Consider the following 25,646-nt stretch of genomic DNA (forward strand, 5'->3'; position numbering starts at 1 on the left):
TCCATAAAAGGCTCGACCTTCGTCGAGCTGAACGTCCGAAAGATATTGAGCTCAGCTGAGCCGATCCTTTCGGACGAACAAGTTCGTTTGACTTGCTCATAAGATGAATCTGACGAGATGTTACTCTCGATTAATACTCACTCGTTGTTCAGTTTTCAAAGATCAAACCATCTTCATCGCTGATGCTCATTCGCACCAGCAACTCTTATACTATATCACGTCCGACCGTTTTGTGCAAGCACTTTTTTTGATCTTGTTTCATTCGATCGAATCAGGATCAATCGGCCGGAATAAGAATATACCATGCTCGCTAACTGAATGCAACCCTTTTTCGTAAATTATTTAATTACATTAAATTCCCAAGATTTGCGTTATACCAAAAAGGACAACCCCTCTTCTATGGGCTTGTCCTTGATTTCATTCATTATTCAGCATCTTCACTATTCAGAAGATTAATAAACCTTGGCCGGAGCGTACTTGCTGCTGCTCTTGGCCAGCGCTACGCTCTTCTTGCTCTTGGCAAGCCCGGCGTCCACGGTCGTATCAATCGTGATCCATGTGCCGCCGACCATGACTTCGTTCCAGGCATGATATTCTTTCACATAATCGCTGCTGCCCATCACGAGCTTGGTCGGAACGCCTACGCTGCGGAGCATCGCGGCGAACAAAGCCGAGTAGTCATAGCAGATTCCCTTCTTGCTGCTCAGTGTATTCTCGATGTTGGGGATATAGTCAGCCGGCAGGTTGGCGGCCAGCGTGTAGTCGTATTTAATATTGTCTACTACGTAGTTATAGATCAGTTTCACCTTGTCCATGTCTGTCGAAGCATTCTTCGTCAGTTCCTTCGCGATCTGAATAGATTTGTCGGTGGCATCCCATTTGATGTTCTGTACCGAGCCGAGATAGGCCGCATTCGGATTGGACAGGGAGAGGGACACCGTCTCGGAGAAGATCAATTTGTATTTGTTGCCGCTTGTGTTCTCCAGTACGGAGACTTGATACGAGCCATTTCCCTGCTGAAGCGGGAACCATTCCTCGGAATCGCTCGGCAGTGTGTAGTTATAGCTCTTGCCGTCTTTGGTTATCATAACTTTCGTTCGGACGGACGGGGTAACATCATATTGTACGCCGACAACTCCCTGACTCACCTTGGAAGTATCCATCCAGTCGGCGGAGGCTTGGACAGAGGACGGAACGAGCGGGAGAGCGCCGAGGCCGATGACGCCTGCAAGCAGCATGCTGTACCATTTCTTATTCATTTTGATAAAACTCCTTTCGGCAACTGGCTGCCACCCCTCGCGGGAAGGCCCTGTAGCTTTGCGTCCCTGCCTTTCGACAGGTTTGCTATTATCGTTGCAGCCTTATCTAAACAACAAAAAAAGCCTCTTCATTCGGTAGCTGGCTGCCACCCCTTGCGGGAAAGGCCCTGTAGCTTTGCGTCCCTGCCTTTCGACAGGTTTGCCGTTATCGTGTTTAGCTTTTCTGTTAATAGATTACCATATTTGCAGAGCCCGTTCAATAGTTTCGAGCAATAAAACTTCCAAATTTTAATATTTTTTTCGTAAAAACCCGGTTGAACTTTACTGCATCAAGGCATTTTGGCATGGATGATAAGTCTGTGGGTGGGATTGATCATTGGATCGCAGGTTATCAGAGTAAGCATAGAGTCCTGGCCCCGGTCTTCCAACACCCTAAGATCGGTCGGCAGCACGCGCCGGATCTCAACGACCTTATACGAATAGATCTGCCCGCGAGCTTTAACTACGATGGAATCCCCGATCTTGACCTCTCCCAGGCGGTTGAAGAGCCGCCCTTTGGTATGCGCCCGGTGCGCCGCAACGGCAGAGTTGCCGCTCTCTCCGAGCGGTGCCGTCCCGGCGACATGAGCTGCCGCATGCTTCATGTTCGCTTTGGTCGCTCCTTCAAGAATCGGGAGCTTCACTTCTATTGAAGGGATCTCGATCACCCCGATGGCATGCTCCTCGGATGCCGCTTCGGGAGATGCCTCCGGCTCTTCCAATTCCCCCTCCTGCAGAATCCGGGATACGGCCTCATATTTGCTTCGCAGATCGGAGCTTCCCGGCGATGGAGTTGCGGTATCGGCATCGGCAAAGCTTCTCTCCGCTTCGGCCAGGAGTCTCGCCTGCTGCCAGTCGTTATAACGCTCGTTGCCCCACGGATACAGCAAGACCAGTATTCCGGCTGCAATCAGCAGATAGGATAGTTTCCGCATTGAAGAAGCTCCTTTCTCGGTCCGCTTATTGCGAAGACGTCCGGTCGCCGACCGGCGTCCCCTTCGGCTTGACGAATACCCATTTGCGGCTGCCGAAGAAGTTGATTATGACGGTTATGAAGGTAACCGCCGCTTTGGAGAGCAGCACTTGAATCCCCAGTGTATCGGTCAGTAAACGGATCAGAACGAGAGAGAGTCCCATTACGCACAGATTCAGAATGATGAACCGCAGCAGCTGGCCGCGGTCAAACCGGTCGTTCCGGGAACTCTCCTGATCCCGAAATGTTATTTTCTTGTTCCAGATAAAGCTGTTGGCCGTGCCCGCGCTGTAGGACAGCACCTGGGCCGCGGTATAGAACAGCCCCAGACTGTTCAGTACGGTGAAGACGGCAAAGTCCACTATCGTATTCAGCACGCCGACCGCATTGAATTTAAGGAATTGAATCAGATCGGCCCGTCGCTTGAACTCAGCCACGGCCGTTCTCCTCCCTTGCCTGAGCGCCGTCCTCTTCCAGAAGCTCCCGCTCTTCACCCGGCAGCCTTGCGTATCCGGTCTCCTGACGCACGATATACAGCGGTCTGCCTTTGGCCTCATCGTAGATCCGGCCGATATATTCACCGATTACCCCCAGCAGCATCAGCATAATCCCGTTGAACAGCAGATTGACGCCGACAATCGAGGCCCATCCGGGGACGGTCCGGGAAGTAAAGAGCTTCTGGAACAGCACGAAGAACAGGTACAGAAAGCTCGAAAGGGACAAGGCAAAGCCGATATAGGACGCGATCTTGAGCGGCTTGTGAGAGAAAGAGGTGATGCCGTCTAGGGCGAACCGGAGCATTTTTTTGAGCGGATACTTGGTCTCCCCGGCAAAACGTTCCTCCCGCACGTATTCCACGCTCGTCTGCTGAAAGCCTACCCAGCTCACCAGTCCGCGAACGTACCGGTTCTTCTCCTTAAGGCCGCGCAGCACGTCGGCCACCTTGCGATCAATCAGCCGGAAGTCTCCGGTATCGGTCGGGATATCGACGCTTGTCATGCTGCTGAGCAGACGGTAGTACAGCTTGGCTGTCACTTTCTTGAACGCCGTCTCGCCGTGTCGCTTCAGACGTTTGCCGTACACGACTTCATAACCCTGCTTCCACTTCGCAATCATCTCCAGAATGACTTCGGGAGGGTCCTGAAGATCCGCATCAATGACGACGATCGCCTCTCCCCGGGCGTAATCCATTCCTGCCGTAATCGCCACCTGATGACCGAAGTTCCGGGAAAAATCGATAATCTTCACCCGCGGATCGCGGTCTGCGATCTCCCTCATAATCGTCATAGTACGGTCCCGGCTCCCGTCGTTCACGAACACCAGTTCATACGTATCGCCGCAGCAGTCCATGACTTTGGACAGCCGTTCATAGGTGTGGGCAATGACCTGTTCCTCGTTGTACATCGGAATAATGACACTGTATTTGGCATTCACCGCATTCACCACCATAAGCCTCCTATACACACAAATGATAAACAATGCGGACAGCTCCAGTCCCGGAAACTGCCCGCACGGTTATGTCTCTCTTAAAACGCAAGATCAGAATACCCAGGTCGGGAACCAGCGGAGCATAATGTCCACGTAGTCTTTGGTGACCTGCATACCCGACAGAACGGGGTAGAACATCACGAACAAGACGGCGGCCGCGGCTGCATAGATACCCAGCAGCGCGTTCGCCCGCTTCGGAGCCAGTCTGCCGTCGGCAAGCTTCAGCATATATACCAGAGCCAGAATCAGGAAAGGCACCATCGCGAAATAATGATAAAGGAACGTCTGGCGCGGAACAAGCATCCAGGGAATGAATTGGGAGAAGAAGCCGATCCAGAGCACATACAGCTTCTTCTCGCCCCGCTTGATCGTCATCCACAGGGCAGCCAGCAGGGCAAAAATGCCGGTCCACCAGATCACCGGGTTGCCCATCGTCACAATACTGCTGACCTTGCCGGCCGGCAGGCCGTCTCCGCCGCTGAAGAACCAGACCGGCCGCTTCATGAACGGCCACTGCCACCACTGCGAAGCGAACGGATGGGTCGCGGTCAGCTGGCTGTGATAATCGTACATGTTCTTCTGGGCCTCAATCAGGCCGCTGAACGTATAGCCTTGCCCTGTCACCGACAGCACCGGTATGAACGACAGGCTGTAGATGGCCGCCGGAATCAGAACGAAGAATGCCACGCAGGACCCAAGCGTAAGAACGGTGTTTCGCCAAAAGACGGCCGACGCCGACCGGCAGGCGGCGGCCAGCTCCTGATCGCCGCTCCCGCGTTCCAGCACTCCCCGGGCCGCCCGGTACTGGCGGTAGCGGTCATAGAGCGCAATGAACAGCATAACGGCAAGGCCCGCTCCTCCGTACAGCACAATCCATTTGGAGGCGACGCCGATGCCGAAGAACAGCCCGGACCAGAAGAGCGGCCAAAGCGTCTTTCGAAGCGGCACGCGGTAGAAGTCCATTGCCACGTACCGCTGCATGAAGTAGAACATCAGAATAATGAAGAACACGCCGTAGACATCAATGGTGGAGATTCGCGTCTGGGTAAAATGCATGAAGTCCAGCGCGAACAGTCCTGCGGCCAGCGCCGCGTAACGGGTTCTGCCGAACAGGCGGAGCGCCATTACATAGAGCGTTGGCAGCATTGCGATACCGAACAGCGTGCCCACAATCCGCCAGCCGAACGGCGTGACGCCGAACACTTCCATCCCGGCGGCAATCAGCAGCTTGCCGAGCGGCGGGTGGGTGTTCTCGTAAGGCACGATGCCGTGCATGTACTCATAAGCGGTCCGGGCATGATAGATTTCATCAAAATAGGAACTGTTCATGTAGCCCATATGGGCCGGAACCTTGCTCTGTTCATCGAACAGCATGGCTCCCGTCCCCTTCTTGGCGGGGGAGCCGGCATCTACCGCCGATGCAACCGGCAGCGGCTCCGAGGTTCCGGGCGCATAGAAGGCCATTTCGTGCAGGAAGAATCCCGGCGAGGTCGCTGTGATCCGGACATAGCGGGCGGATGTATTCAGCACCTGTTCCTTCCAGATGAATACATTGCCGACCTCCTCATTCACGATGACCGGTCCCGACCAATTATCCCCCGTCTCGCTGAATTCCAGCTTAAAGGCGCCGGTCCCCACTCCTCCGAATGTCTTGGCCTTCTCCAATTGCTGCGAGCTTCCGAGATCGACAACGACGCTGCTGCCGGTCTGCGGCTCCCAGACCGTCTGCGGGGAGCGGTCCGAACCGAGGTTGGTCAAAGCCAGAGCGCCGTACAGCACGGTGATGGCGCCCATCCAGATCCAGTCCTTCCGTCCCATCCGCGCACCGCGGGATACGGCGGAGCCGGCCAGCGGCCGCAGCTCCTCGGCGAGCGCTATTTGGGACCGGCGCTGCTCTTCTTCGGACCGCGGGCCCGGAAGCGGCAGCACCCGGCCTCTGAAATAGATATCCCAGCCGACATAGAGCATATACAGCAGCAGCCCCAGATTCGCAATGGAGGTCAGCAGCACGATGCCGTCCGAACCCGGCGTCTGGGAGGCGTTCAGGAAGATGAGCACATACCGGACATTGATATACTGGGTCAGCGAGAAGCCGAAGAACAGCAGAAGCAGTCTGCGGTCCCGCGAAGCGGCATAGGCAAAGAGCGACAGAATGAGCGCCGGGAACATGTAGCGCTCATGCATTTTGGTGCCGAGCACGAACATGACGACGATCATCAGCATGGCGATATAGTACGACTTGGAGAGATCCTGCCGGTTCTTCCGGAAGGAGAACAGGCCGGCCAGCAGCACCGTTACGACAATGAAGATGCTCCCCCAGATCCGGAACGGGATGCCGAGCCACGTCCGGTCGATCGGCGCCCAGGACGGCGCAATCAGCGTATACAGATTGAAGGCATTGACCGTTGAGTACGGATAGGACGAGAGCGTGCTGCTGTACAGGTCGATTATGCCTTTGATGCCCCCGTTGCCCCAGAAGAACGGCAGCGCGATGGCAGCCAGGGCCGCCAGTCCGTACAGCGCCCCCTTCAGCAGTTCTTTCCAGGCGCGATGATGATAGAACGCAAACAGCAGCACCGGGGTAAAGATCAGCGCCTGCGGCTTGACTGCGGTCGCAATGGCGAACCACAGGGCGGCTACCGCCAACCGCTTGTCGGCGACAGCCATAATGCTGAGCAGCAGGAACAGGACGAAGAACGAGTCCGCCTGGCCCCACACGGCCGAATCCGTCAGGACGGCCGGATTGAACAAGTAAAGGGCGGCGAGCGCCAGCGCGAGGCCGCTGCCCCATTTTTTGCAGACGAACCGGTACAGCAGCACGCCCGTAATCAGATCGGCCACAATCGCCGGAAGCTTGAACAGCAGCATTTCGCCGGAAGAGCCCGCCGCCAGCCCGAGTCCCAGCTTGATCTCATGCAGAAGATACAGAATATAGAGATAACCCGGCGGATAGTCCGCGAAGACACCCTCTTCATAGAAGCGGCCCGGTCCCAGATCGGCGACCCGCTGCCCCCAGTACATGAAGGTCTTCATGTCGTTCAGGTAGCCCTGCTGGGTCCAGCCGAGCCAGAGTCTCAGCACGAACGCAGCCGCAAGCGTCAGGATGAACCAGAAACGCACCGTCTTCTCCGGGCGGTCCAGGAGCCGTCTGCTGCGCATGGCCGAGCGGTACATCAGCACAAAGAAAACGGTGAACAAAGCAGAGAACAGCAGGACGCTCTTGGGAGAAACATCTCCGGTGTTGCCCGACTCCTCCTTCGGCGCCGAGGTCTGGTCCCCGTCAAGTGAAATGACCGAAGCGCCGGCGGGCGCTTCCGACAGCTCTTCTATTGATATATCGTCAAAATAGGCTTTGCCGGTGTTCAGGCTGCCGTAGCCGCCAAGCGCCGGACCTATGGAGATTTCTTTCTGGTCGCCGCCCGTACGGCCGACGAACTCCAGCTTCTCCCATTGTCCGCCGGTATCGGACAGCGCCGGATAGCCGCTGCCAAGACCCGCGACGACAATATTGGCCCCGAAGCCCTCCGCCCCCGCGCTGACGACCTTGATCCAGCCCGAAATCCGGTAGAGGCTATCCGGCTTGACCGCTACGGTCTGCAGCCATTTGGCATGGTTCTGCTGAACGTTCTCGATCACGGCGGCGTTCCTGCCGGAATGAACCTCCTCTGATTCCACCGCGATCGTTCCCGCCGCCTCGTCCGGCACCCAGGCATCCCGGGTCCAGCCCGCCGGTGCATTGCCGTCCAGCTCTTCAAATCCCGAATTGTTCAGCATATTTCCTGCAGCGTGGCCGATTCCCCCGGGAACCGCCAGCAGGGCGACCAGCCAGACCGTGAGTACGGCTGCGGCGATCCGCCTTACCTTCAACATGTCATCACCCTCGTCTTCGTCCCTTCTGAATAAGTAGTCTCTATGTAATCTGTCGAACTTCCTCACTTCAATATAATGCAATTGGCGGTTGAAGGAAAGGCGACGAGCGACCCTGTAATGTCCGTCGGGACGGAAGGGACGGACAGACTAAAAAGCCGGCCGTCAAAAAGCGCGAGAAGCTTCTTGGCCGGCCGGCTTGGGCAGGGCGCGCTGCGCTCTGCCGCGATATTCGGTTAAATACGGGAAGAAAGGCTTGAAGCCTGCCGGTAAGGCCGGGCTTTAGCCCTGGCTGCCGATCAGGATATACCGCAGAACGATCAGAACGGCGAGCAGCCACATCATCCAGTGAACTTTGTATGTCTTCTCGCTGCCTCTAAGATTGGCGATGGTCGCCAGAATGACGTAGAATACGATGCCGAAGGAAATGCCGTTGGCAATGTTGTAGGTGAACGGCATGATCGCCAGCGTCATGAACGCCGGAATCGCAATCACCATGTCGTCAAAATCAATGTGCTTGATGGACTGGGCCATCAGCACGCCAACGATAATCAGGGCGGCGGCGGTGGCCGAGCCCGGAATCAGCGCGGCTACCGGAGCCAGGAACAGGGCGAGCAGGAAGCAGATGCCGGTGGTTACGGCGGTCAGACCGGTGCGTCCGCCTTCGGCGACGCCCGCTGCGCTCTCCACATAGGCCGTTGTCGTCGAGGTGCCCAGCAGGGCTCCGCCGGTAACGGCAGCGGCGTCGACCAACATGGCTTTGCCGACGCGGCGCTTGCCTTCTTCAGGGTCGTCCATAATTCCGGCGCGGGTTGCGGTGCCGACCAGTGTGCCGAAGGTATCGAACAGTTCAACAAAGGTAAAGGTTGCGATGGCGGATACAAGGCCGGTATGCATAATGCCGTCCCAGTCGAAGGAGGCAAAGTTGAGCTGGCTGAAGTCCGGCGTCCAAGGCGTAGCCGGGTTGGACAGGGTATCGAAGTCGACAACGCCCATCAGAATGCCGGCGACGGTGGTACCCAGAATCCCGAAGAGGATCGCGCCTTTCACACGCAGCACCATCAGGACGCCGATCAGCAGCAGGCCGATGATAGCGAGCTGAACGTTCTTGTCTTCCAAGCTTCCTAGATGAATCACGCTCTCGAACGAGAGGATGTCGGTGAACTTGCCTGCGGCGATATCGTTGCCGGCTTCCACGCCGATCGTCATCAGACCGCTGTTCTTCAGACCGATAATAGTAATGAACAACCCGATGCCGACGGTGATGGCATGCTTGAGTCCGTCCGGAATCGCATCCAGCAGAATCTGGCGAACGCGCGTAATGGTGAGCAGGATAAAGATCAGACCCGAGATAAAGACGGCTGTCAGTCCCATCTCCCAGGTGAACGGGTGATCCGTTGTGGCGGACGAGAGAACCACCGATGCGAAGTAGGCGTTAAGCCCCATACCGGGCGCGAGCGCTACCGGAAAATTAATGAACAAGCCCATGGCGATCGTAAAAATACCCGCGGCCAGCGCGGTCGCCAGGAAAACGGAGTACCAGCCCAGCCCTTCAACTTGCCCGAACGCGGTCAGCGTACTCGGATTGACGGACAGGATGTAGGCCATAGCCATGAAGGTGGTCAGACCGGCCATAATTTCCGTTCGTACGGTGGTACCATTCTGCTTGAGCTTGAAAAAGCGTTCCAACATGTTCTCCCCCTAAGGTAAATGGTGATAGACGGGCAACAGCAAAAGACCGGTGTCAAAATCGACCCCGGCCGGAAAAGAATGCCGCCAAGTGCTCTCTCTTTGCGCAAAGATGAAAAACGCAAAGAACGGCAAACCTGCGGCATCTCTAATCGTAGCCAGGTCATTACGGTGACCTTGTAGAAACTTCCGGGCCGATTCCCGGAATTATACGAATATTGATGTGCCAACGCCTCTCATTTTAGGACGGGCTCACATGAGTTGTCAATGGTAAAAACGAACATTCGGAAGTTTATATCCATTAATGTTCGGATTATTGCAATAATTGTCTGCTACGGCAAGCGAATGTGCGGACATGGCAGCGATGTTATTCTCTCTGTGGGATGGCTGGTTCCGACCCGGGAAAATAGAAAATACGCAGGTGAAGGCTCCCGTGTTGACTTCCAACCCTGCGTTATACTCCAAAATGTTCTTGGCTTTATCGCGGCGAATCATGCAGCTCCTGTCCAAAGCATAAGAAGATTGTATACAACCCGGATATCACTTTGATTTCAGGCGGCACCCGATCATCCCCTCCCTGAATTCCGCCATACGGCGAATCCCTCTGATTGGCAAAGATTCTACAGCGGATGAGTCCGGCAGACAGTGATGCTCTTAATACTTTGGCATTACTTTGGCATTTAATTATGGACATAAAAAACTCTCTTCCATTCGCTAAACGACGCAAATAGAAGAGAGGAAATCAAGCGTTATTGCCTCAGACAGAAATGTGATTCAACGGTGAATCCCAGGTTATTCCCACTCAATGGTGGCCGGCGGCTTCGATGTGATGTCGTACACTACGCGGTTGACGTTATCGACCTCGTTGACGATCCGTACCGAAATCTTCTCCAGCACATCCCACGGGATGCGGGCCCAGTCGGCGGTCATGCCGTCGATGGAGGTTACGGCGCGGATGCCGACGGTGTAGGAGTAGGTGCGGGCGTCGCCCATCACGCCGACGCTTCTCATGTTCGGTAGCGCCGTGAAATACTGCCAGATTTCGTTGTCCAGACCGGCCTTCGCAATCTCTTCGCGCAGGATGAAGTCGGAGTCGCGGACGATCTGCAGCTTGTCTTCCGTCACTTCGCCCAGCACGCGGATGGCCAGTCCCGGACCCGGGAACGGCTGACGCCAGACGATCTCGCGCGGGAGGCCGAGCTCTTCGCCGACTTTGCGGACTTCATCCTTGAAGAGGGTGTTCAGCGGCTCGATCAGGCTGAACTTCATGTCTTCCGGCAAACCGCCGACGTTATGATGCGACTTGATGGTCTGGGCGGTAGCCGTTCCGCTCTCGACGATGTCGGTATACAGCGTCCCCTGGGCCAGAAAGTCGAAATCGCCGAGCTTGGCCGATTCTTCGTCGAAGCAGTAGATGAATTCATTGCCAATGATTTTGCGCTTGCGTTCGGGGTCGTCCACACCGGCCAGCTTGCCGAGGAAGCGGTCGCGGGCGTCGATCTTCACGACGTGAATATCGAATTTGCCGACAAAGGTCTCCATGACGCTCTCGGCCTCGCCCTTGCGCAGCAGGCCGTGGTCGATGAACATACAGGTCAGCTGGTCCCCGATCGCCCGGTGAATCAGCATCGCCACCACGGAGGAATCCACGCCGCCGCTCAGCGCGCAGAGCACCTTCCGGTCGCCGACCTTGCCGCGGATGTCCGCAATTGCGTCTTCGATGAACGTCTCCATCGTCCAGTTCCCCTCGCAGCCGCACACTTCATACAGGAAGTTGGAGATCATCTCGCTGCCTTGCACGGAGTGGCGAACTTCCGGATGGAACTGTACGGCGTACAGACCGCGCTTCTCGTCGCTCATCGCCGCAATCGGAGCGCTCTCGGTGCCCGCATCCAGCTTGAAGCCTTCCGGCAGCCGGACGACATGGTCCCCGTGGCTCATCCAGACGGTCTGGACGCTCTCCAGGCCCTGAACGAGCTTCGCGCCTTCTCCGAAGCGCAGTGCGGCCTTGCCGTACTCCCGCTTCTCCGCACGTTCGACGGTGCCGCCGAGCTGCTGGGCCATGAGCTGCATCCCGTAGCAGATGCCGAAGATCGGCAGGCCGAGGTCATAGATCGCCGGATCGACATGCGGCGCGTCTTCTGCGTAGACGCTCATCGGTCCGCCGGAGAACACGATGCCCTTCGGCGACAGCGCCTTGATCTTCTCGACCGGCGTATTAAACGGCATCAGCTCGCTGTATACCCCGAGGTCCCGGATACGGCGAGCGATCAGCTGGTTGTATTGCCCCCCGAAATCAAGCACAACAATCAATTCATTTGGCTTATTCATTACTTGCCTCCCTTAATTATTGGATTCATTATACACGTGCGGCTCCAAAACGACAACGGCGGGAAATGTCCGCCGTACAAGGTCACCCCTCTGCTCCGAGGACCCGACTCCCGGCGAAGCGGCAAGCAAAGGCCCCGCTCCCCAGGCCGGGAAACGGGGCCGGACCAGACAGGGTCCCGGGCCAACCGGGACCGGGCAACCGGGCAGTCTCGCTGAAGCGGGAGGGAACTTCAGTCCGGGGTAGGCGAAGACTCTGGGCCTGGCGTGCTGTTCCGCCGGGCTGTTCCATACTGCCCCGCCTGCGGGAAGCCCGGGCGGACCCGAGCTGCCCTGCCGGGGGGAGGGCAGCTCCCTGGCCGGCCGCTACTCCAGCCGGGCCACGATAGTCCGGCAGTCGCGGAGGAACCGCTCTCCGCCATCCATTCCGCCGGACCCCGCCCCGCCGGCCGGAGGCCGGCGATACGCCAGTGTCTCCCACTGGCGGACGAACCGCCGGACCGCTTCGCGCAGTCCGGCATCGTCGATCGGCAGGGAGTCGGCATACTCCCTGCCCGTCCGGCCGGGCGGCGGCGCTCCGTAGCGCGCCGCAAGCCCGGCCCAGGCGAGAGCGGCGGCCTGCGCCAGCCGCTCGTCCCTTCCCGCGCTGCACAGCCGCAGCAGCGCGAGCGTCCGCCGCCGCCGCCAGGCCGCGGCGGCAGCCAGAAGCGCCGCCGCGGCTGCGGGCGGCGCAGCGCGCAGGCCGGCGGCGGCCGCAGGACCGCCGGACTGCGCGGCCCGGGCGCGCGGCAGCGCGGGCGCGCCCGGGCCGGCGGCGGCTTGGGGAAGACCGGACGCCGCAGGCGTCGGGTCGAACGGCACCCAGCCGGCGCCCGGAAAATAAACCTCGACCCAGGCATGGGAATCTGCGTCGGTTACCGTCACCGTCCCGGGCTGACCTTCGGACGGCGTTCCGGGCCCGTAGCCCGCCGTATAGCGGGCCGGAATCCCGGCACTGCGCAGCAGGACGGTCATCGCCGTTGCGAAATGCACGCAATAGCCCCGCCGGGCCGTGAACAGAAAGTCGTCGACAAAGTCGCTGTCCGCGGGGGGAATCCGCGTATTCAGCGTGTAGGCGTACGTATGGCGCAGATAATCGCGGACCGCGACTGCGGCGTCATACCGGGTAGCCGCAGAGGCCGTCAGCTGCCGGGCCAGCTTCCGCACCCGGTCCGGCAGCTCTCCGGGAAGCTGAAGCTCGCGCCGAACCGCCGCCGGGTCTGCGCCCTTCTCCCGCCGGAGCGCGGCCGGATCGGTCAAAGGCAGATACGCGCTGACCTTATACCCTGTGACTGTGCTTCTCGGGCCGGCCCCTGCGGGGAAGAGACCCGCCGGCAGCGAGCCGTCCGAGCCGGCAGCCCCGGGCGATCCGGGCAGCCGGAGGTCGCCCCGGGCTTCGTCCAGAAGGACATAGCCCAGCCTGCTTCCGCCTCTGAGCTGAACGGAAGCGACCTCGGCCACTTCTCCTCCGGCAAAGAGCGGCAGGCCGGACGCGGGCGGGGTCCGTTCGAGCACCACCTGCTGAATGATCTTACGGCGCTCCCCGGAAGCTCCGGCCTCTTCTTCTGTTTCCTCCCGAAGCCTCATTCCGGCCTCCTTCAAGGGAACCGGCGTCAGCTCCTTGGACTTGCTCCATCTCCGGCCGTCGTAACGGTCATAGCTCTCCCCGCGCCAGTAGGTGCGTTCCGGCGTTAGAGCACGGAATACCGGCAGATCAGAGGGGTGAAGCGGACGGCCCAGCTCTGTCCGGGCGTCTGTTCCATAGCCGGTAGAAGCCGGAACCGCTCCAGGCGCATCGCCTCCGCTCCGCTCCCTGTAGCCTGCATCCCAGCTGCGCAGGCGTTCCAGCATCGGTACAATTCCGGGCGCATCCCGCTCCGGAATTCCCATCCGGCCGTGAAGGCACCAGGCCAGGCCGGCAATCAGCGCCGCAGCCGCCAGGCTTCCGCGGCACCAGCTCCGGAAGGGCGGCTGCGGCTGGCCGCCGCTTTCCTGAATCCGGAAGAATCCGGGTAGACTCCCGAGTTTTGGTTCCGCCGCTATCTCCGTTTCCGTCCCCGTTTCTGTCTCCGCTTGCGCTGCCTTCTCCCGCAGGCGAATCAGACCGCAGAGGCCGTGAAGCCCCAGCAGCAGCGCGGCCGCTGCGGCCGTAACGCCCAGCGTGTCCAACTCCAGCCCCCGGTCAAGTGCAGCCAGGTAAGCGACAGTAATCGCTGTAAACAGCAGACAGCTTCCCCGGACAGCGGCCAAATAACCGACCGACCAGACCAGCAGTCCCCAGCCGGCGAGCAGCAGCGCCAGACGGCCGCTGCCGCTCATCTCGGTGACGCGGCCCGAGACCAGCAGCACGGCGTCGCGCAGGCCAAGCCGCAGCCAGCCTCCCGATTGCGCTGCTTCGGCTGCATCCGCCAAATACAGCCAGACCGCAGCAACCAGCACAAGGCGAACCGCGGCGCGCAGCCGCCGGGGTAACCGCAGGGCGTCTGTCAGCAGCAGCGCTCCGGCCAGCAGGCCCAGCGTCCGGAGCAGTTCCGCATGGGAGGAGCCGCCCAAGGCCCGAAGCGGGTACAGCCACAGCCCGAGGATTCCGCACAGCAGGGCGGCAATGGCAAGCCGGTAGGCCAGCGGAAGCTCCGCTTCGTCCGCGGGAGCCGGGCCGCCGTCCCGCACGGAGGAGAAGGAAGCGGCTCTCTTCCGGTCCGAACGGGAACCCGCAGCGCTCAGAGCACTTGGCCGCGGCCGGTCCATGCCTGCCCGCCCCCTTCAAGTCTCCGCTGCCCCTGGTCCAGCCGATAGAGAACGGCCCCCAGGCGCCGGAGACTCTCTCCGATGCCGGCGGAGGACTTCCAGGCAGCGTCGGCGGCTTCTCCCGGAGCCGCCGCTGCGGGTGCTTCCTCGTCCCAGGCGTAATACACCTGCACCTCCACGCCCTGGGCAAGCAGCCGGGCCAGGGCCGAAGCGCCGCTGCGCTCCAGCCGTCCGGTCACAACGGCCAACGACATGCCGGGAAGGCACTGGCGGGACGCCTCCTCCAGCAGGGCGGTCAGGCTGCGGCTGCCCACGGGAGCGACCTCGGCCATATAGGCCAGAACCCGTTCCGGGATGCGACCGAGGCCTTCGTAGCGGGCCTGCTGCTCCGGCCAGCCTTCGGCGAACAATTGCGTGTACGCCCGTTCCCGCTCGGCGGTCCGGAGCAGCCCCATGGCGGCCGAGACTGCAAGTTCAAAGGCGGGCGCCGGAGCCAGCCGCTCCGCCCCGGTCCCCGCTCGGGTTCCGGCGGGCGGGCGGAGCGGCTCATAGGCTGCGGCGTTGTTGTCCAGGACGATACAGAGCATCCGGCTCCGTTCCCGCTCCGGCTCGCGGGTCAGCAGCTCTCCCCGGCGGGCGCTGCTCTTCCAGTGAACGCGGCTTAACGGATCGCCCGGACGATAGCTGCGGATATCGGACTCTTCGCCATCTCCCCTGCCCCGGCGGACTGCGGCGCCCGCGCAGTCTGCAAGCGTGAGGCTTAAGGGACTGTAATACAGCGGCGCCGGCGTTACCAGAAGCTCGGGGCCGTCCCCCGTCTCACGGCTGCCGGTGAACCAGCCCGGAAGATCCCCCCAGACGGCCCGTCCGAGCTCCAGCCGGTGCCGTCCTCTCTGAACGCCATTCAGCTCATAGTCGAAGCTCAGCTTGCGGCGGAGGCCCGGGAACAGCAGCGTTGTCCGGCATGTCCGGTTCCAGCGGTCTTCGGCCAGCAGCCAGGGAACCGGAAGCCAAGACGAGAAAGTCAGTTCTGTATGTACCGTGACCGTCCCCCCGGCCTCAAGGGAAGTGCGGGACAGGGTCCGGTCGGCGTTGAAGGCGCGCGGACCGAACAGATGCAGCGCGGCGCCGCCCAGCAGGAGCAGCCCGTACAGTTCCAGCAGGAACAGCAGGGAGGCTCCGCCCAGCGCGGCATACAAGCCTGCCAGCAGGCCAAGAACGGCAAAAGCCCGGGCCCACTCCGCCGCCCGCCTTGGCGAAGATGAGCTCCCGCGCGCATGCTCCTTCGATTCGCCTGTCGGGACCGCCTTCGGTCCGGGTGATGGGTCCGACAACAGATGGGAAGATCGCCCCGTGTCTGCCCAGGCTGTACCCAAGCCGGTTACGGAGCTTGCCGTCATGGCAGACGGGCGATTCTTCTCCCGTGTGCCGGGGACGGATTCCTTCTCGGCGCCGGGTCTGCCGGTTCTTCTCCGGCTCCACAGTCTCCCCCGCTTCTGCTTCTTCCCGTCCGGAGTCCGGCTTGCCGAATCTGCCGCGCCGGCCCCGCTGCTCCGCTTTCCTCTGGGCGGATACCCTCCCGCCGATGTTGTCTCTTCCGCCGGCAGACCCGGAATTCGATTCTCCCCCCCATTCCCGCCTTCCCGGAAGGAGCGCTTGTATTCATTGGATTCCACTGGTCCGTCTCCCTTCTGTCAAGGATGGCTTCTCTTTCGAAGCTCTACGGCACCAGTATGCCCATGAACCAGCAGGTACAGACGGCTTGAGCAAGCGGCCCGGCAGCGCTCTCCATGCCGGTCTGATTCCGATTCTCCGGCCGGAACCGCGCTTCTGGCTCTAGCCCGCCTTCACTCTCTGTTCTTCTCTGCCGGACACCGTCTCCAGAATCGGATGCCCCATTCCGCCCAGCAGCGTCCGCAGCGGTATCCAGACCGTATCTCCGCGCATAAAGGCGCCGTCCCCGTTCTGCTCCCGCAGAACGACGGCTGTTGCTCCGGGATCGCCCTTCCCTGTTATGCGTACCGCCCCCCCGGCCGGATCGGCAGTCAGCAGCCTGCCGTTCCATTCTGCCCGGGCCGTCCGGGAGGCAGCATCCCAGGACACGCAGCCCCCCAGCCGTTCAACCGCCGCCCGCAGCGGAACGGCATAATGGCCGTCCCGAACGGTGTACTCTCCGGAGGCCAGTGTGGTCTGCATCATGCCGACTTCCAGAACAAGCGGCCGCCCGTCCGCGAACAGCTCGGCATTAGAAGCGATATGGCCGGCGATCCAGGCTGCCGAAGGCGGAGTCCGCTTGGCATAAGAAGCGGAAGGATGCACCTTGAAGCGGACGGTGTCGGCCTCGTCCTCCATCGTTTTGAACATGTACCCGGCAGAACGGTAACGGGCGATAATCTCCGGCAGCGCCTCTGCGCTCGCTTCATGGCCCGCTCCGTCATGGAGAAGGAGAATGACGCGCTTCTCACCGAGACCCGCAAGGGATGCGGACAGAATGTCGGCCGCGGGCACGCCGCGCCGCAGCGAGTCTCCGCTGTCCACCGTCCAGTCCGAGACCAGATAGCCCGCTTGCTTCATCAGATAGAAGTAGGTATCATCAAAATGACCCGCTGTTCCTCCGGGAGCCCGCACAAGCCTCGGACGTTGGCCGGTAATGAGCCGGAGCGTCTCCTCCGTCTCTTTGATCTCGCTCCAGAAAGCCGGAAAACCGCTGTACAGCGTGCTGTAGGTATGATCATAGGTGTGGTTGCCGATGGTGTGTCCCTGCTCATAGATGGCGTTGATCCATTCGGGATGCCGCTTGGCCGCCTCGCCGAGCACGAAGAAGGTCGCCTTGATCTTCTCGCGCTTCAGAATATTCAATACGTCTGGCGTGACCTTGCTGGGTCCGTCGTCAAACGTCAGATAGATCGTCTTGGTCTGCTGCCGTCCGGTTCCCGCGGATTCGGATGAGGCAGGCGCCGCGGACAGAGATGCAGTCGCCGGAGGCTTCCCTTCGGAACGGCCCGCGTCTTTGGCAGCGTCAGCTGCCTTGGCGGCAGGACCGCCGGCAGCCTGGACTTTGGCGTCTCCCGACGCCGAAACCACGGAAGGACCGGAAGGAATCGGAGAGAAGCCTCCTCCCCCTCCGGCAAACACTGCGCAGAGTATAATTCCGGACATTGCGGCCGCCGCCCTGCGGCGAACGTTCAACCATGACAACATAAGCATGACCTCCAGCATTCTCGGGTGGGCCCCCCAATCAGGCCTCTTGTTGAATCATATGAGGACAGGCGGTCCGATAGACTAGACTGGAAGATATCCGTTTGGAGAGTGAGCATCTATGGAAATGCTGAAATGGATTCAGGAAATGTTCGCCGAATACGGGTACAGCGTGCTGTTCTTCGGCCTGCTGCTGGAGTTCGTCGCCTTTCCGTTTCCGGGCGAAACGACCATGGCTTTTGCCGGCTATTTGTCCTATATGGGCCGGCTGGATTTTCCGCTGCTGATTCTGATTGCCCTGGCCGGTACGACCATCGGGATGACCCTGACCTATGTCCTCGGGCTGAAGGCCGGCATGCCGTTCATCCAGCGCTACGGCCGCTGGTTCTTCTTCTCCCCCTCCAAGCTGGAGCGAACGCAGCGCTGGTTCGAGCGTTACGGCAGCTTCCTGGTGTTTGTCGGCTATTTCGTGCCGGGCGTCCGCCATTTTACCGGTTATTTCTCGGGCCTGATCGCCCTTCCCTTCCGCAAGTTCGCTCTTTACGCCTACTCCGGCGCTCTGCTATGGGTCGTGCTGTTCCTCGGCGTTGGCCGGGTATTCGGTCCGCAGTGGACGTCGGTCTTTCATCTGCTGGAAACCTATGCCGTCTGGATTGTTCTCGCCATCGTTCTTCCGGCCGCCCTCTTCCTTCTCTGGCGCAAGCGGCGTTCGGTCGCTCTGCTGATATCCCGTCCCAAAGCGCTTGCCCTTCTGAAACCCAAGGTGAAGGTTAAGAAAACCTCAAGAAAACGCTGATTATCCGGCTGGCCGCTATCCGTCCGTCGGCTCCGGAACAACGAAGAACCCTCCCGGTCCCGGGAGGGTTCTGTTGTCTGGCTGGTCTTATTCTGAAGGAGGTGAGCTTTAGTTGGCCTTCAGGGCCTCTTGCTTGCCCGCTGCCGGAGCTTCTTCTTCCTGTGCCGCATAGTCCGCCGCCGGCGAAGTCTTGCGGATGAAGAAGGCGAGCACGAAGGCGACTACGGCCACCCAGGTGGCAATATGGAAGGAGTACGTAATGCCGTTGACCATCGCGTCGTTCGTCACCTTCAGCATGCCGACTTTGTCGGTCTTCGAGACGGCTCCGCTCACGAGCGCTTCGGTGACGAGATCCTTGCTGCGGCTTGTGAAGAGGCTGACGAACAGCGCCATGCCGAGCGCGCCGGAGACCGTGCGCAGCGTGTTGGACATGGCCGTTCCGTGCGAGTTCAACCGCTGCGGCAGCTGGTTGAGGCCGGCTGTCGTGATCGGCATCATCAGCATAGACATCCCGAACATCCGCGCGGAGTAGATCAGAATCAGATGCGTATAGCTTGTCGTTTGGGTGATCTGGCTGAATTCCCAGGTCGTGGCGACCGTAATGGCAAGGCCGAGGACCGACAGCCATCTCGCGCCGATTTTGTCAAAGATAATACCGGTGATCGGAGACATAATGCCCATCAGAATCGCGCCCGGCAGCAGCAGCAGACCGGAGCGCATCGGCGTGAAACCGCGGACCTGCTGAAGATACAGCGGGAGCAGGATCATGGCCGAATACATCGCCATCGTAACGACGATATTAATAATCGTGGTCAGGGTGTACATGTTATAGCGGAATATCCGGAATTCCAGCATCGGCTTCTCTGCGGTCATCTCCCGCCATACCAGCAGGATCAGGCCAATGACACCGACGATCAGCGAAACAATAACCGTACGGTTGTTCCAGCCGTCCGTTCCGGCATCACTAAAGCCGTACAGCAGGCCGCCGAAGCCCAGGGTGGAGAATATAATGCCGAGCTTGTCGAGCTTGGGCGAGGTCTTCTCGGTTACGTTCTGCATGAATTTCGCGCCCATGAACGTGGCAACCAGCGCCAGCGGCAGCACGATGTAGAACAGTACGCGCCAGGAATAGTTCTGCACCACCCAGCCGGACAGCGTCGGCCCGACCGCCGGAGCGAAGATCATGGCGATCGCCATCATGCCCATCGCCTTGCCGCGTTCTTCAATCGGGAAGATCATGAGGAAAATAATGTTCATCAGCGGCATCAGAATGCCCGCTCCCGCCGCCTGGATCAGACGGCCGATCATGACCATCTCGAACCCGGTCCCCGTCGCACAGACGAGCGTGCCGAGCGAGAAGAGAATCATCGCGGCCATGAACAGAAAACGGGTCGTGAACTTCTCGACCAGATAGGCGCTGATCGGAATCAGCACGCCGTTGACCAGCATGAAGCCGGTCGTCAGCCATTGGGCCGTATTCGCCTGAATGTTCAGGTCTTCCATCATCTTCGGCAGCGCGACGTTCATCAGCGTCTGATTCAGCGTCGCTACGAAGGCGCCGATAATCAGAGCGGCCATGAGCGGGCCTCTGCGAATGTGGGATACCGCCGAGGCAGTTTTTGCAGTCATTGTACTCATAATTCGTTGCTTTCTCTCCTTTGTTCTAAAATCTGAATCATATCTTCATGAATGCGAAGCAGCGTCTGAACATCTTCGTCCGAAAGCCGGTCCAGGGAATCTACATGATGCTGAAACAGCACGTGGGCCTGCTCCATAATCCGCTCTCCTTCTTCCGTCAGAGCCAGCCTGCAGATTCGCCGGTCCTCCTCGGACCGTACTCTCGTCAGCCAGCCGGATTTCACCATCCGTTCCACAACTCCGCTGACCGCGCTGTTGCCTTGATGCATCAGCTCCGCAAGCTCGGAGATCCGAATCTCCGGATGCTGGCTCACTTTGCGCAGAACCGTCAGCTGAGTTCCCGTAATGTTGCACTGTTCGGCTCCTCTGGACAGCAGTTGATGAAAAACATGGCTCAGACGCCGGAAGGAGGTCATAATTTCTTCTAGCTGTGTGTTCTCCTCCACCCCGTTCACTTCTTCACTCCATTCCAACCTGATAATTATTTCGCATGCGAATTATTTTACTATTTATCTAATCCTTTCGTCAAGAAGATTTCTGAAAGTTGCTGTTCATTTTCAGGACAAGCAATCATTTCCGAACCGACAACGAAAAAAGCCCTTGGCCAAGGCCCGGGCTTCCTTCACTGGATGGATTTATGGATTCCAGACTTCCCCAACATCCAAGTTCAACTTATGCGTATTAATGATTACGGTATGATCATTCTCCCATTTCACTTGAACTTGCTCTGCCCGCTTCTCCGTATAGACTCTTTTGGTGAACCAGAGCGGCCCATCCAGTTCCCCTACAATTCCAAAGCTGCCCATCGCCCCTGCATCGGTACGATAAAATTCAAGGGTGTACGTGCGATCCGGGGATTGAGAAGCGGTGATCCGTTCTTTTGAGCCCGAGAACATGTTTGTAAACAACAGGGCCGCAAGAAGTACGAGCGTTGAAATCAAAGAGAGCACGGTAGAAATCCGGCTTCTCATTCTCGAAAACCGGCTTGACCGGTCGCGGAAACCGGCCAGGGCGCTCAGCAAGGCGAATACAGATACCAGGAGAATCACATACACGGGCGGGAGGATATCCCACTCGCCATGGAGGTTAGTATACACCGCATATCCGGTCAGGATATACAACACCAGCACTCCTGCAAAGGACAACCCGTTCCACAGCCTCATGGCATCCCCTCCTTGTTGTTCCGTAACCGCCGTAATCGCTCTAAATCCGAACCGTCCTAGACATGTACCGCTTCCGCCCGCAGACCTGTCTCCGCCGGGCCGCCCAGCCCGTTCGCAATCGACATCATCAGCTTGATGCGGTTGCTCTGGTTGACGACGCTGACCCCGGCATCGTAGTCGATGGCCGCGATATTCGCTCCGGGGTACAGCTCTTTCAGGCCCTTGATCATGCCTCGTCCGGTAATATGGTTCGGCAGACAGGCGAAAGGCTGGATGCAGACAATATTGGACACCCCGTGGTCGAGCAGCTCCATCATCTCCGCGGTCAGGAACCAACCCTCGCCCATCTGGTTGCCTACGGAGACGAGCCGACCCGCCTTTTCGGCCAGCCGGTAAATGCTCTCCCCACCCTTGGACAGGCCGGCCGCCTGAAGCGCCGCCGATACCGGCTTGCGGTACATCTCCAGATACGAAATGAGCAGCGGGTTGATGTAGCCCAGCGTCTTGCTTTTGCCGAACTGCTCCGCTTTGTAGATCGGGTTATACAGGCAGTAGAAGATGAAGTCCATAAAATCGGGCATGACGGCCTCGCCGCCCTCGGCTTCGATCATCTCGACGATCCGGTTATTGGCGTCCGGGTGGAATTTGATCAGGATTTCGCCGACGATGCCGACCTGCGGCTTGGTTCCGTCCATGACCGGAAGTCTGCCGAACTCCAGCGCAATCTCCCGGGACAGGCGTTTGTATTCCCGGAAGGAGAACGCAGACAGGCTGTCCTTGCAGCGTTCCATGCTGCGGCGGAACAGGCGTTGCGCACTGCCCGGCTCCAGCTCATAAGGCCGGAAATGGTGAAGCAGACGGAGCAGCAGATCGCCGTAACAGGCGGCTGCGAACATCCGGTTAATCATTTTGAGGCCGATGCGGAAGCCCGGCTGCGTCTCCAGCCCCGAGGCGTTGAGCGAAATTACCGGAATCCGCCCGAGTCCGGCGTCCGCCAGCGCCTTGCGAAGCAGCGAGATGTAGTTGGTCGCCCGGCAGCCGCCGCCGGTCTGGGACATGATAACGGCCGTCCGTTCGGGGTCATAATCGCCTTTCTTCAGGGCCGAGAGAATCTGGCCGATCGTCACAATCGCCGGGTAGCAGGCGTCGTTGTTGACGTACTTCAGCCCTTCCTCCGTCTCTTCGGGACCGGTTGTCTCCAGAACCTTCAGGCGGTAGCCGAAATCGCGGAACACGCGCTCGAACAGCTCGAAATGAACCGGCGACATCTGCGGAGCGAGAATCGTGTAGCTCTCCCGCATCTCTTTGGTGAACGGAACCGCCGCTTCTGCTGCGGCCGCCGCCTGCGGCTCGATCCCGTGCCGCTCCCGTTCGCGCATGGCGGCCAGCAGTGAACGCAGGCGGATGCGGGCCGCGCCGAGATTGCTGATCTCGTCGATTTTGATGAGCGTATAGATCTTGTTGCTGCGCTCCATAATCTCCTGGACGGCGTCGCAGGTAATGGCATCGATGCCGCAGCCGAAAGACGTCAGCTGCACGAGCTCCAGGTCGGTGCGGCGGGCCGCCACCCGGGCCGCCCGGTACATCCGGGCATGGTAGGTCCACTGGTTGACGACGCGGACATCGCTCTCCCGGTTGTCGAGATGGCAGATGGCATCCTCGGTCAGCACCGCGAGCCCCATTCCGGTGACCAGATCCGCAAGCCCGTGATTGATCTCGGGATCGGCGTGATAGGGATGTCCGCACAGCAGAATGCCCTTCGTCCCGGTCCGTTCCAGGAACTCCAGCGTTTCTTCTCCCTTGCGCCGGACATCGCCCTTGGCGCGGTCGGCTTCCGCCAGGCCCGCCTGGACGGCGGCCGCAACCTCATCCCGGGAAAGCTCGGGGAACGTCCGGGAGAGACCCTTGATCAGCGCCGGAATATCGTCGAACGTCAGGAACGGGCTGATCAGCGGAACGCCCCGTTCTTTGAGGGCATCCATGTTGTTGCGGATAACTTCCGGGTACGACGCAACCACCGGACAATTGAAATGATTGTCGGCGGCCCGGTCCTCTTTCTTCTCGTACACGACGGCGGGATAGAAAATAAAGTCGACCTTCCGGTCCAAGAGGCTCTGCACATGCCCGTGCGCCATCTTGGCCGGATAGCAGATCGCCTCCGACGGAATCGTATCCATCCCGCTCTCGAACAGCTTCTTGCTCGACTTCGGGGACAGAATGACCCGGTAGCCCAGCCGGGTGAAGAAGGTGTGCCAGAACGGATAGTTCTCGAAGAGATTCATCGTGCGCGGAATTCCAACCGTTCCCCGAACGGCGGCAGGCTCCGGCAGCGGCTCGTAGGCGAAGAAGCGGTCGTACTTGTACTGCATCAGATTCGGCAGGGTGTTCTTCTCTTTCTTCCCTCCGGCTCCGCGCTCGCAGCGGTTGCCGGTAACATGGAAGCTCCTGTCGGCAAAACGGCTGATGGTCAGCGCGCAGTTGTTGCCGCAGCGGCCGCACCGTCCCTGGGTGACCTCGCAGGTGAACTGCTCCAGTTCCTCCGGCCCGAGCAGCGTGCTCGGCTGGCCTTCGGCGGCCCGCTCTCTGGCAAGCAGCGCGCAGCCGTATGCGCCCATGACGCCCGCGATATCCGGGCGGACGACCTCCCGGCCGGTCTGCAGCTCCAGCGCCCGCAGCACCGCTTCGTTGTAGAAGGTGCCGCCCTGAACGATGATATGGCGGCCGAGGTCCTCGGGATTGCGAACCTTGATGACCTTCTGCAGCGCATTCTTGATAACCGAATAGGCGAGGCCCGCCGACAGGTCGGGCAGCGACGCGCCTTCCTTCTGCACCTGCTTCACCTTGGAATTCATGAATACCGTGCAGCGGGAGCCGAGGTTGACCGGGCGCCGGGCCTCCAGCGCCGCCGCCGCAAAGTCGGCAATGCCGTAGCCGAGCGCCGCAGCGAAGCTCTCCAGGAACGAGCCGCAGCCCGCCGAGCAGGCTTCGTTCAGCATGAGGCTGTCGATTGCCCCTCCCCGGATCTTGATGCATTTCATATCCTGGCCGCCGATGTCGAGAATGAAATCGACCTCCGGCATGAACCGGGCGGCCGCCTTATAATGCGCCACCGTCTCCACCTCGCCGCTGTCCGCCTTCAGCGCGGCCTTGATGAGTCCTTCTCCATAGCCGGTTACACAGCTGCCCGCGATGAAGCAGCCGTCCGGCAGCAGGGCATAGATCTCCCCGAGGGCGTCCTTGACGGACTGCAGCGGACTGCCCTGGTTGCTGCCGTAATGCGTATGCAGAATCTCGTCATCGGCCCCGGTGAGCACCAGCTTCGTCGTGGTCGATCCGGCATCGATCCCGAGATAGACCGGTCCCCGGCAGGCCGCCAGATCGCCGCGCGCCGCAGCGGCCCGGCCGTGCCGAAGGCGAAACGCCGCCAACTCTCCGGCATCCCCGAACAGCGGCGGCAGCTCGGCGTCCGCAGCCCGGTCGGCCGCAAAATCCACGGCCGCAATCCGCCGGATCCATTCGCCGACGGGTAGGGCGGCCATCGGCTCTGCGGCCAGCGCGGCGCCGATGGAAACGAAATACTGCGACCGCTCCGGGAACCGGATCTCCTCCGGGTTCAGATCCAGCGTCCGGACGAACCGCGCCCGCAGCTGCGGCAGGAAGGTCAGCGGTCCGCCGAGGAACGCGACCCTTCCCTTGATCGGGCGGCCGCAGGCCAAGCCGCTGATCGTCTGGTTGACGATGCTCTGGAAGATCGAAGCGGCGACATCTTCCCGCTTCGCCCCTTCGTTCAGCAGCGGCTGAACATCGCTTTTGGCGAACACGCCGCAGCGGGAAGCGATCGGGTAGATGCGCGTACTGCCGGCCGCAAGCTCGTCCAGACCTCCGGGATCCGTCTGGAGCAGAGCTGCCATCTGGTCGATGAACGCCCCGGTACCGCCGGCGCAGGCATTGTTCATCCGCTGCTCCACGCCGCCGCTGAGGTAAATAATCTTGGCATCCTCGCCGCCGAGTTCGATCGCCGTGTCGCAGTCCGGCAGCAGCTCGTAGATGGCCTTCGTGCAGGCGATGACTTCCTGAACGAACGGAATGCCGCCGAGCTTGGAGAGAGACAGTCCCGAGGAACCGCTTACGGAAAGGGCCGCCTCGCTTCCGGGGAAACGGGCGGCTACCTCTTCCAGCAGCGAACGGACCGCGGTCTGGATATCGCTATAATGTCTCGCATAATTCTGATGGACAACTCTTCCATCTTCCAGTACGACCAGCTTGGCGGTCGTTGAGCCTACATCCAGGCCGATCACGAGCGGCTGCATTATGGAATCACCATGCCTTGTTGCAAATTTTAACAATTCATATTGCAACTATATCATGAGTGATGCAACCGGAGGCTGTTACAAATGTAACAGCCAGGGGCAGAAAACGAG

Annotated in this window: 16 protein-coding genes and 3 riboswitches; of the genes, 1 reads left to right on the forward strand and 15 read right to left on the reverse strand. The window is 59.9% G+C overall.

Annotated elements, in window-relative coordinates; translation table 11 throughout:
• Nucleotides 1-452 precede the first annotated feature (452 nt).
• The 11 genes from F4V43_RS17680 to F4V43_RS17725 form a co-directional block, all read right to left on the reverse strand.
• A complete protein-coding gene (locus tag F4V43_RS17680) occupies nucleotides 453-1,259 on the reverse strand; it encodes a transglutaminase-like domain-containing protein (protein WP_150459592.1) in 807 nt (268 codons plus the stop codon).
• A gap of 15 nt (nucleotides 1,260-1,274) precedes the next feature.
• Nucleotides 1,275-1,356, reverse strand: a riboswitch (cyclic di-GMP riboswitch).
• A gap of 34 nt (nucleotides 1,357-1,390) precedes the next feature.
• A riboswitch (cyclic di-GMP riboswitch) is annotated at nucleotides 1,391-1,473 on the reverse strand.
• 115 nt (nucleotides 1,474-1,588) lie between these two features.
• Nucleotides 1,589-2,233: a class D sortase gene (locus F4V43_RS17685; RefSeq protein WP_150459593.1), complete on the reverse strand. Its 645-nt coding sequence runs from the start codon at nucleotides 2,231-2,233 to the stop codon at nucleotides 1,589-1,591.
• Nucleotides 2,234-2,258: 25 nt separating this feature from the next.
• Nucleotides 2,259-2,708, reverse strand: coding sequence for a GtrA family protein (locus F4V43_RS17690; protein ID WP_150459594.1), 450 nt, complete (start codon nucleotides 2,706-2,708; stop codon nucleotides 2,259-2,261).
• Nucleotides 2,701-3,705 (reverse strand): glycosyltransferase family 2 protein, encoded by a 1,005-nt coding sequence (locus tag F4V43_RS17695; RefSeq protein ID WP_223879959.1) that lies wholly within the window; start codon nucleotides 3,703-3,705, stop codon nucleotides 2,701-2,703. The genes F4V43_RS17690 and F4V43_RS17695 overlap by 8 nt, the downstream gene beginning before the upstream one ends.
• A 105-nt stretch (nucleotides 3,706-3,810) precedes the next feature.
• Nucleotides 3,811-7,629, reverse strand: coding sequence for a glycosyltransferase family 39 protein (locus F4V43_RS17700; protein WP_150459596.1), 3,819 nt, complete (start codon nucleotides 7,627-7,629; stop codon nucleotides 3,811-3,813).
• 279 nt (nucleotides 7,630-7,908) lie between these two features.
• Nucleotides 7,909-9,315: an NCS2 family permease gene (locus tag F4V43_RS17705; RefSeq protein ID WP_150459714.1), complete on the reverse strand. Its 1,407-nt coding sequence runs from the start codon at nucleotides 9,313-9,315 to the stop codon at nucleotides 7,909-7,911.
• A 135-nt stretch (nucleotides 9,316-9,450) separates the two neighbouring features.
• Nucleotides 9,451-9,550: riboswitch (purine riboswitch) on the reverse strand.
• A gap of 97 nt (nucleotides 9,551-9,647) precedes the next feature.
• On the reverse strand, nucleotides 9,648-9,797 hold the full coding sequence (locus tag F4V43_RS20115; protein WP_411898472.1) for a DUF6199 family natural product biosynthesis protein: 150 nt from the start codon (nucleotides 9,795-9,797) through the stop codon (nucleotides 9,648-9,650).
• A 310-nt stretch (nucleotides 9,798-10,107) separates the two neighbouring features.
• Nucleotides 10,108-11,646 (reverse strand): glutamine-hydrolyzing GMP synthase, encoded by a 1,539-nt coding sequence (gene guaA, locus F4V43_RS17710; RefSeq protein WP_150459597.1) that lies wholly within the window; start codon nucleotides 11,644-11,646, stop codon nucleotides 10,108-10,110.
• A gap of 363 nt (nucleotides 11,647-12,009) precedes the next feature.
• Nucleotides 12,010-14,430: a transglutaminase-like domain-containing protein gene (locus F4V43_RS17715; protein WP_150459598.1), complete on the reverse strand. Its 2,421-nt coding sequence runs from the start codon at nucleotides 14,428-14,430 to the stop codon at nucleotides 12,010-12,012.
• Nucleotides 14,403-16,106 carry a DUF58 domain-containing protein gene (locus F4V43_RS17720; protein WP_150459599.1) on the reverse strand — a complete coding sequence of 568 codons (1,704 nt, stop codon included), beginning with the start codon at nucleotides 16,104-16,106 and terminating at the stop codon, nucleotides 14,403-14,405. Before F4V43_RS17720 ends, F4V43_RS17715 begins: the two co-directional genes overlap by 28 nt.
• Nucleotides 16,107-16,266: 160 nt before the next feature.
• Complete coding sequence (locus F4V43_RS17725) at nucleotides 16,267-17,631, reverse strand: polysaccharide deacetylase (RefSeq protein ID WP_223879952.1); 1,365 nt, start codon at nucleotides 17,629-17,631, stop codon at nucleotides 16,267-16,269.
• A 118-nt stretch (nucleotides 17,632-17,749) separates the two neighbouring features.
• On the opposite strand from F4V43_RS17725, the gene F4V43_RS17730 reads away from it, so the two are divergent.
• A complete protein-coding gene (locus F4V43_RS17730; RefSeq protein ID WP_150459600.1) occupies nucleotides 17,750-18,424 on the forward strand; it encodes a DedA family protein in 675 nt (224 codons plus the stop codon).
• Nucleotides 18,425-18,532: 108 nt separating this feature from the next.
• Here F4V43_RS17730 and F4V43_RS17735 read toward each other — a convergent pair whose 3' ends face one another.
• The 4 genes from F4V43_RS17735 to F4V43_RS17750 form a co-directional block, all read right to left on the reverse strand.
• Complete coding sequence (locus F4V43_RS17735; protein WP_150459601.1) at nucleotides 18,533-20,062, reverse strand: DHA2 family efflux MFS transporter permease subunit; 1,530 nt, start codon at nucleotides 20,060-20,062, stop codon at nucleotides 18,533-18,535.
• Nucleotides 20,059-20,517: a MarR family winged helix-turn-helix transcriptional regulator gene (locus F4V43_RS17740; RefSeq protein ID WP_150459602.1), complete on the reverse strand. Its 459-nt coding sequence runs from the start codon at nucleotides 20,515-20,517 to the stop codon at nucleotides 20,059-20,061. Before F4V43_RS17740 ends, F4V43_RS17735 begins: the two co-directional genes overlap by 4 nt.
• A gap of 180 nt (nucleotides 20,518-20,697) precedes the next feature.
• Nucleotides 20,698-21,225, reverse strand: coding sequence for a DUF5412 family protein (locus F4V43_RS17745; RefSeq protein WP_150459603.1), 528 nt, complete (start codon nucleotides 21,223-21,225; stop codon nucleotides 20,698-20,700).
• Nucleotides 21,226-21,281: 56 nt separating this feature from the next.
• Nucleotides 21,282-25,535 carry a 2-hydroxyacyl-CoA dehydratase gene (locus tag F4V43_RS17750; protein ID WP_150459604.1) on the reverse strand — a complete coding sequence of 1,418 codons (4,254 nt, stop codon included), beginning with the start codon at nucleotides 25,533-25,535 and terminating at the stop codon, nucleotides 21,282-21,284.
• Between the last annotated feature and the right edge of the window lie 111 nt (nucleotides 25,536-25,646).

It is taken from the genome of Paenibacillus spiritus, assembly GCF_008710135.1.
Lineage (GTDB): Bacteria > Bacillota > Bacilli > Paenibacillales > Paenibacillaceae > Paenibacillus_AQ > Paenibacillus_AQ glufosinatiresistens.

What these genes read in the sequence shown, in the direction of transcription:
- F4V43_RS17725 (WP_223879952.1), bottom strand. Translation starts at nt 17,631, where the DNA reads ATGTTGTCATGGTTGAACGTTCGCCGCAGGGCGGCGGCCGCAATGTCC.
- F4V43_RS17680 (WP_150459592.1), bottom strand. Translation starts at nt 1,259, where the DNA reads ATGAATAAGAAATGGTACAGCATGCTGCTTGCAGGCGTCATCGGCCTC.
- F4V43_RS17745 (WP_150459603.1), bottom strand. Translation starts at nt 21,225, where the DNA reads ATGAGGCTGTGGAACGGGTTGTCCTTTGCAGGAGTGCTGGTGTTGTAT.
- F4V43_RS17730 (WP_150459600.1), top strand. Translation starts at nt 17,750, where the DNA reads ATGGAAATGCTGAAATGGATTCAGGAAATGTTCGCCGAATACGGGTAC.
- F4V43_RS17750 (WP_150459604.1), bottom strand. Translation starts at nt 25,535, where the DNA reads ATGCAGCCGCTCGTGATCGGCCTGGATGTAGGCTCAACGACCGCCAAG.
- F4V43_RS17715 (WP_150459598.1), bottom strand. Translation starts at nt 14,430, where the DNA reads ATGGACCGGCCGCGGCCAAGTGCTCTGAGCGCTGCGGGTTCCCGTTCG.
- guaA (WP_150459597.1), bottom strand. Translation starts at nt 11,646, where the DNA reads ATGAATAAGCCAAATGAATTGATTGTTGTGCTTGATTTCGGGGGGCAA.
- F4V43_RS17700 (WP_150459596.1), bottom strand. Translation starts at nt 7,629, where the DNA reads ATGTTGAAGGTAAGGCGGATCGCCGCAGCCGTACTCACGGTCTGGCTG.
- F4V43_RS17735 (WP_150459601.1), bottom strand. Translation starts at nt 20,062, where the DNA reads ATGAGTACAATGACTGCAAAAACTGCCTCGGCGGTATCCCACATTCGC.
- F4V43_RS17685 (WP_150459593.1), bottom strand. Translation starts at nt 2,233, where the DNA reads ATGCGGAAACTATCCTATCTGCTGATTGCAGCCGGAATACTGGTCTTG.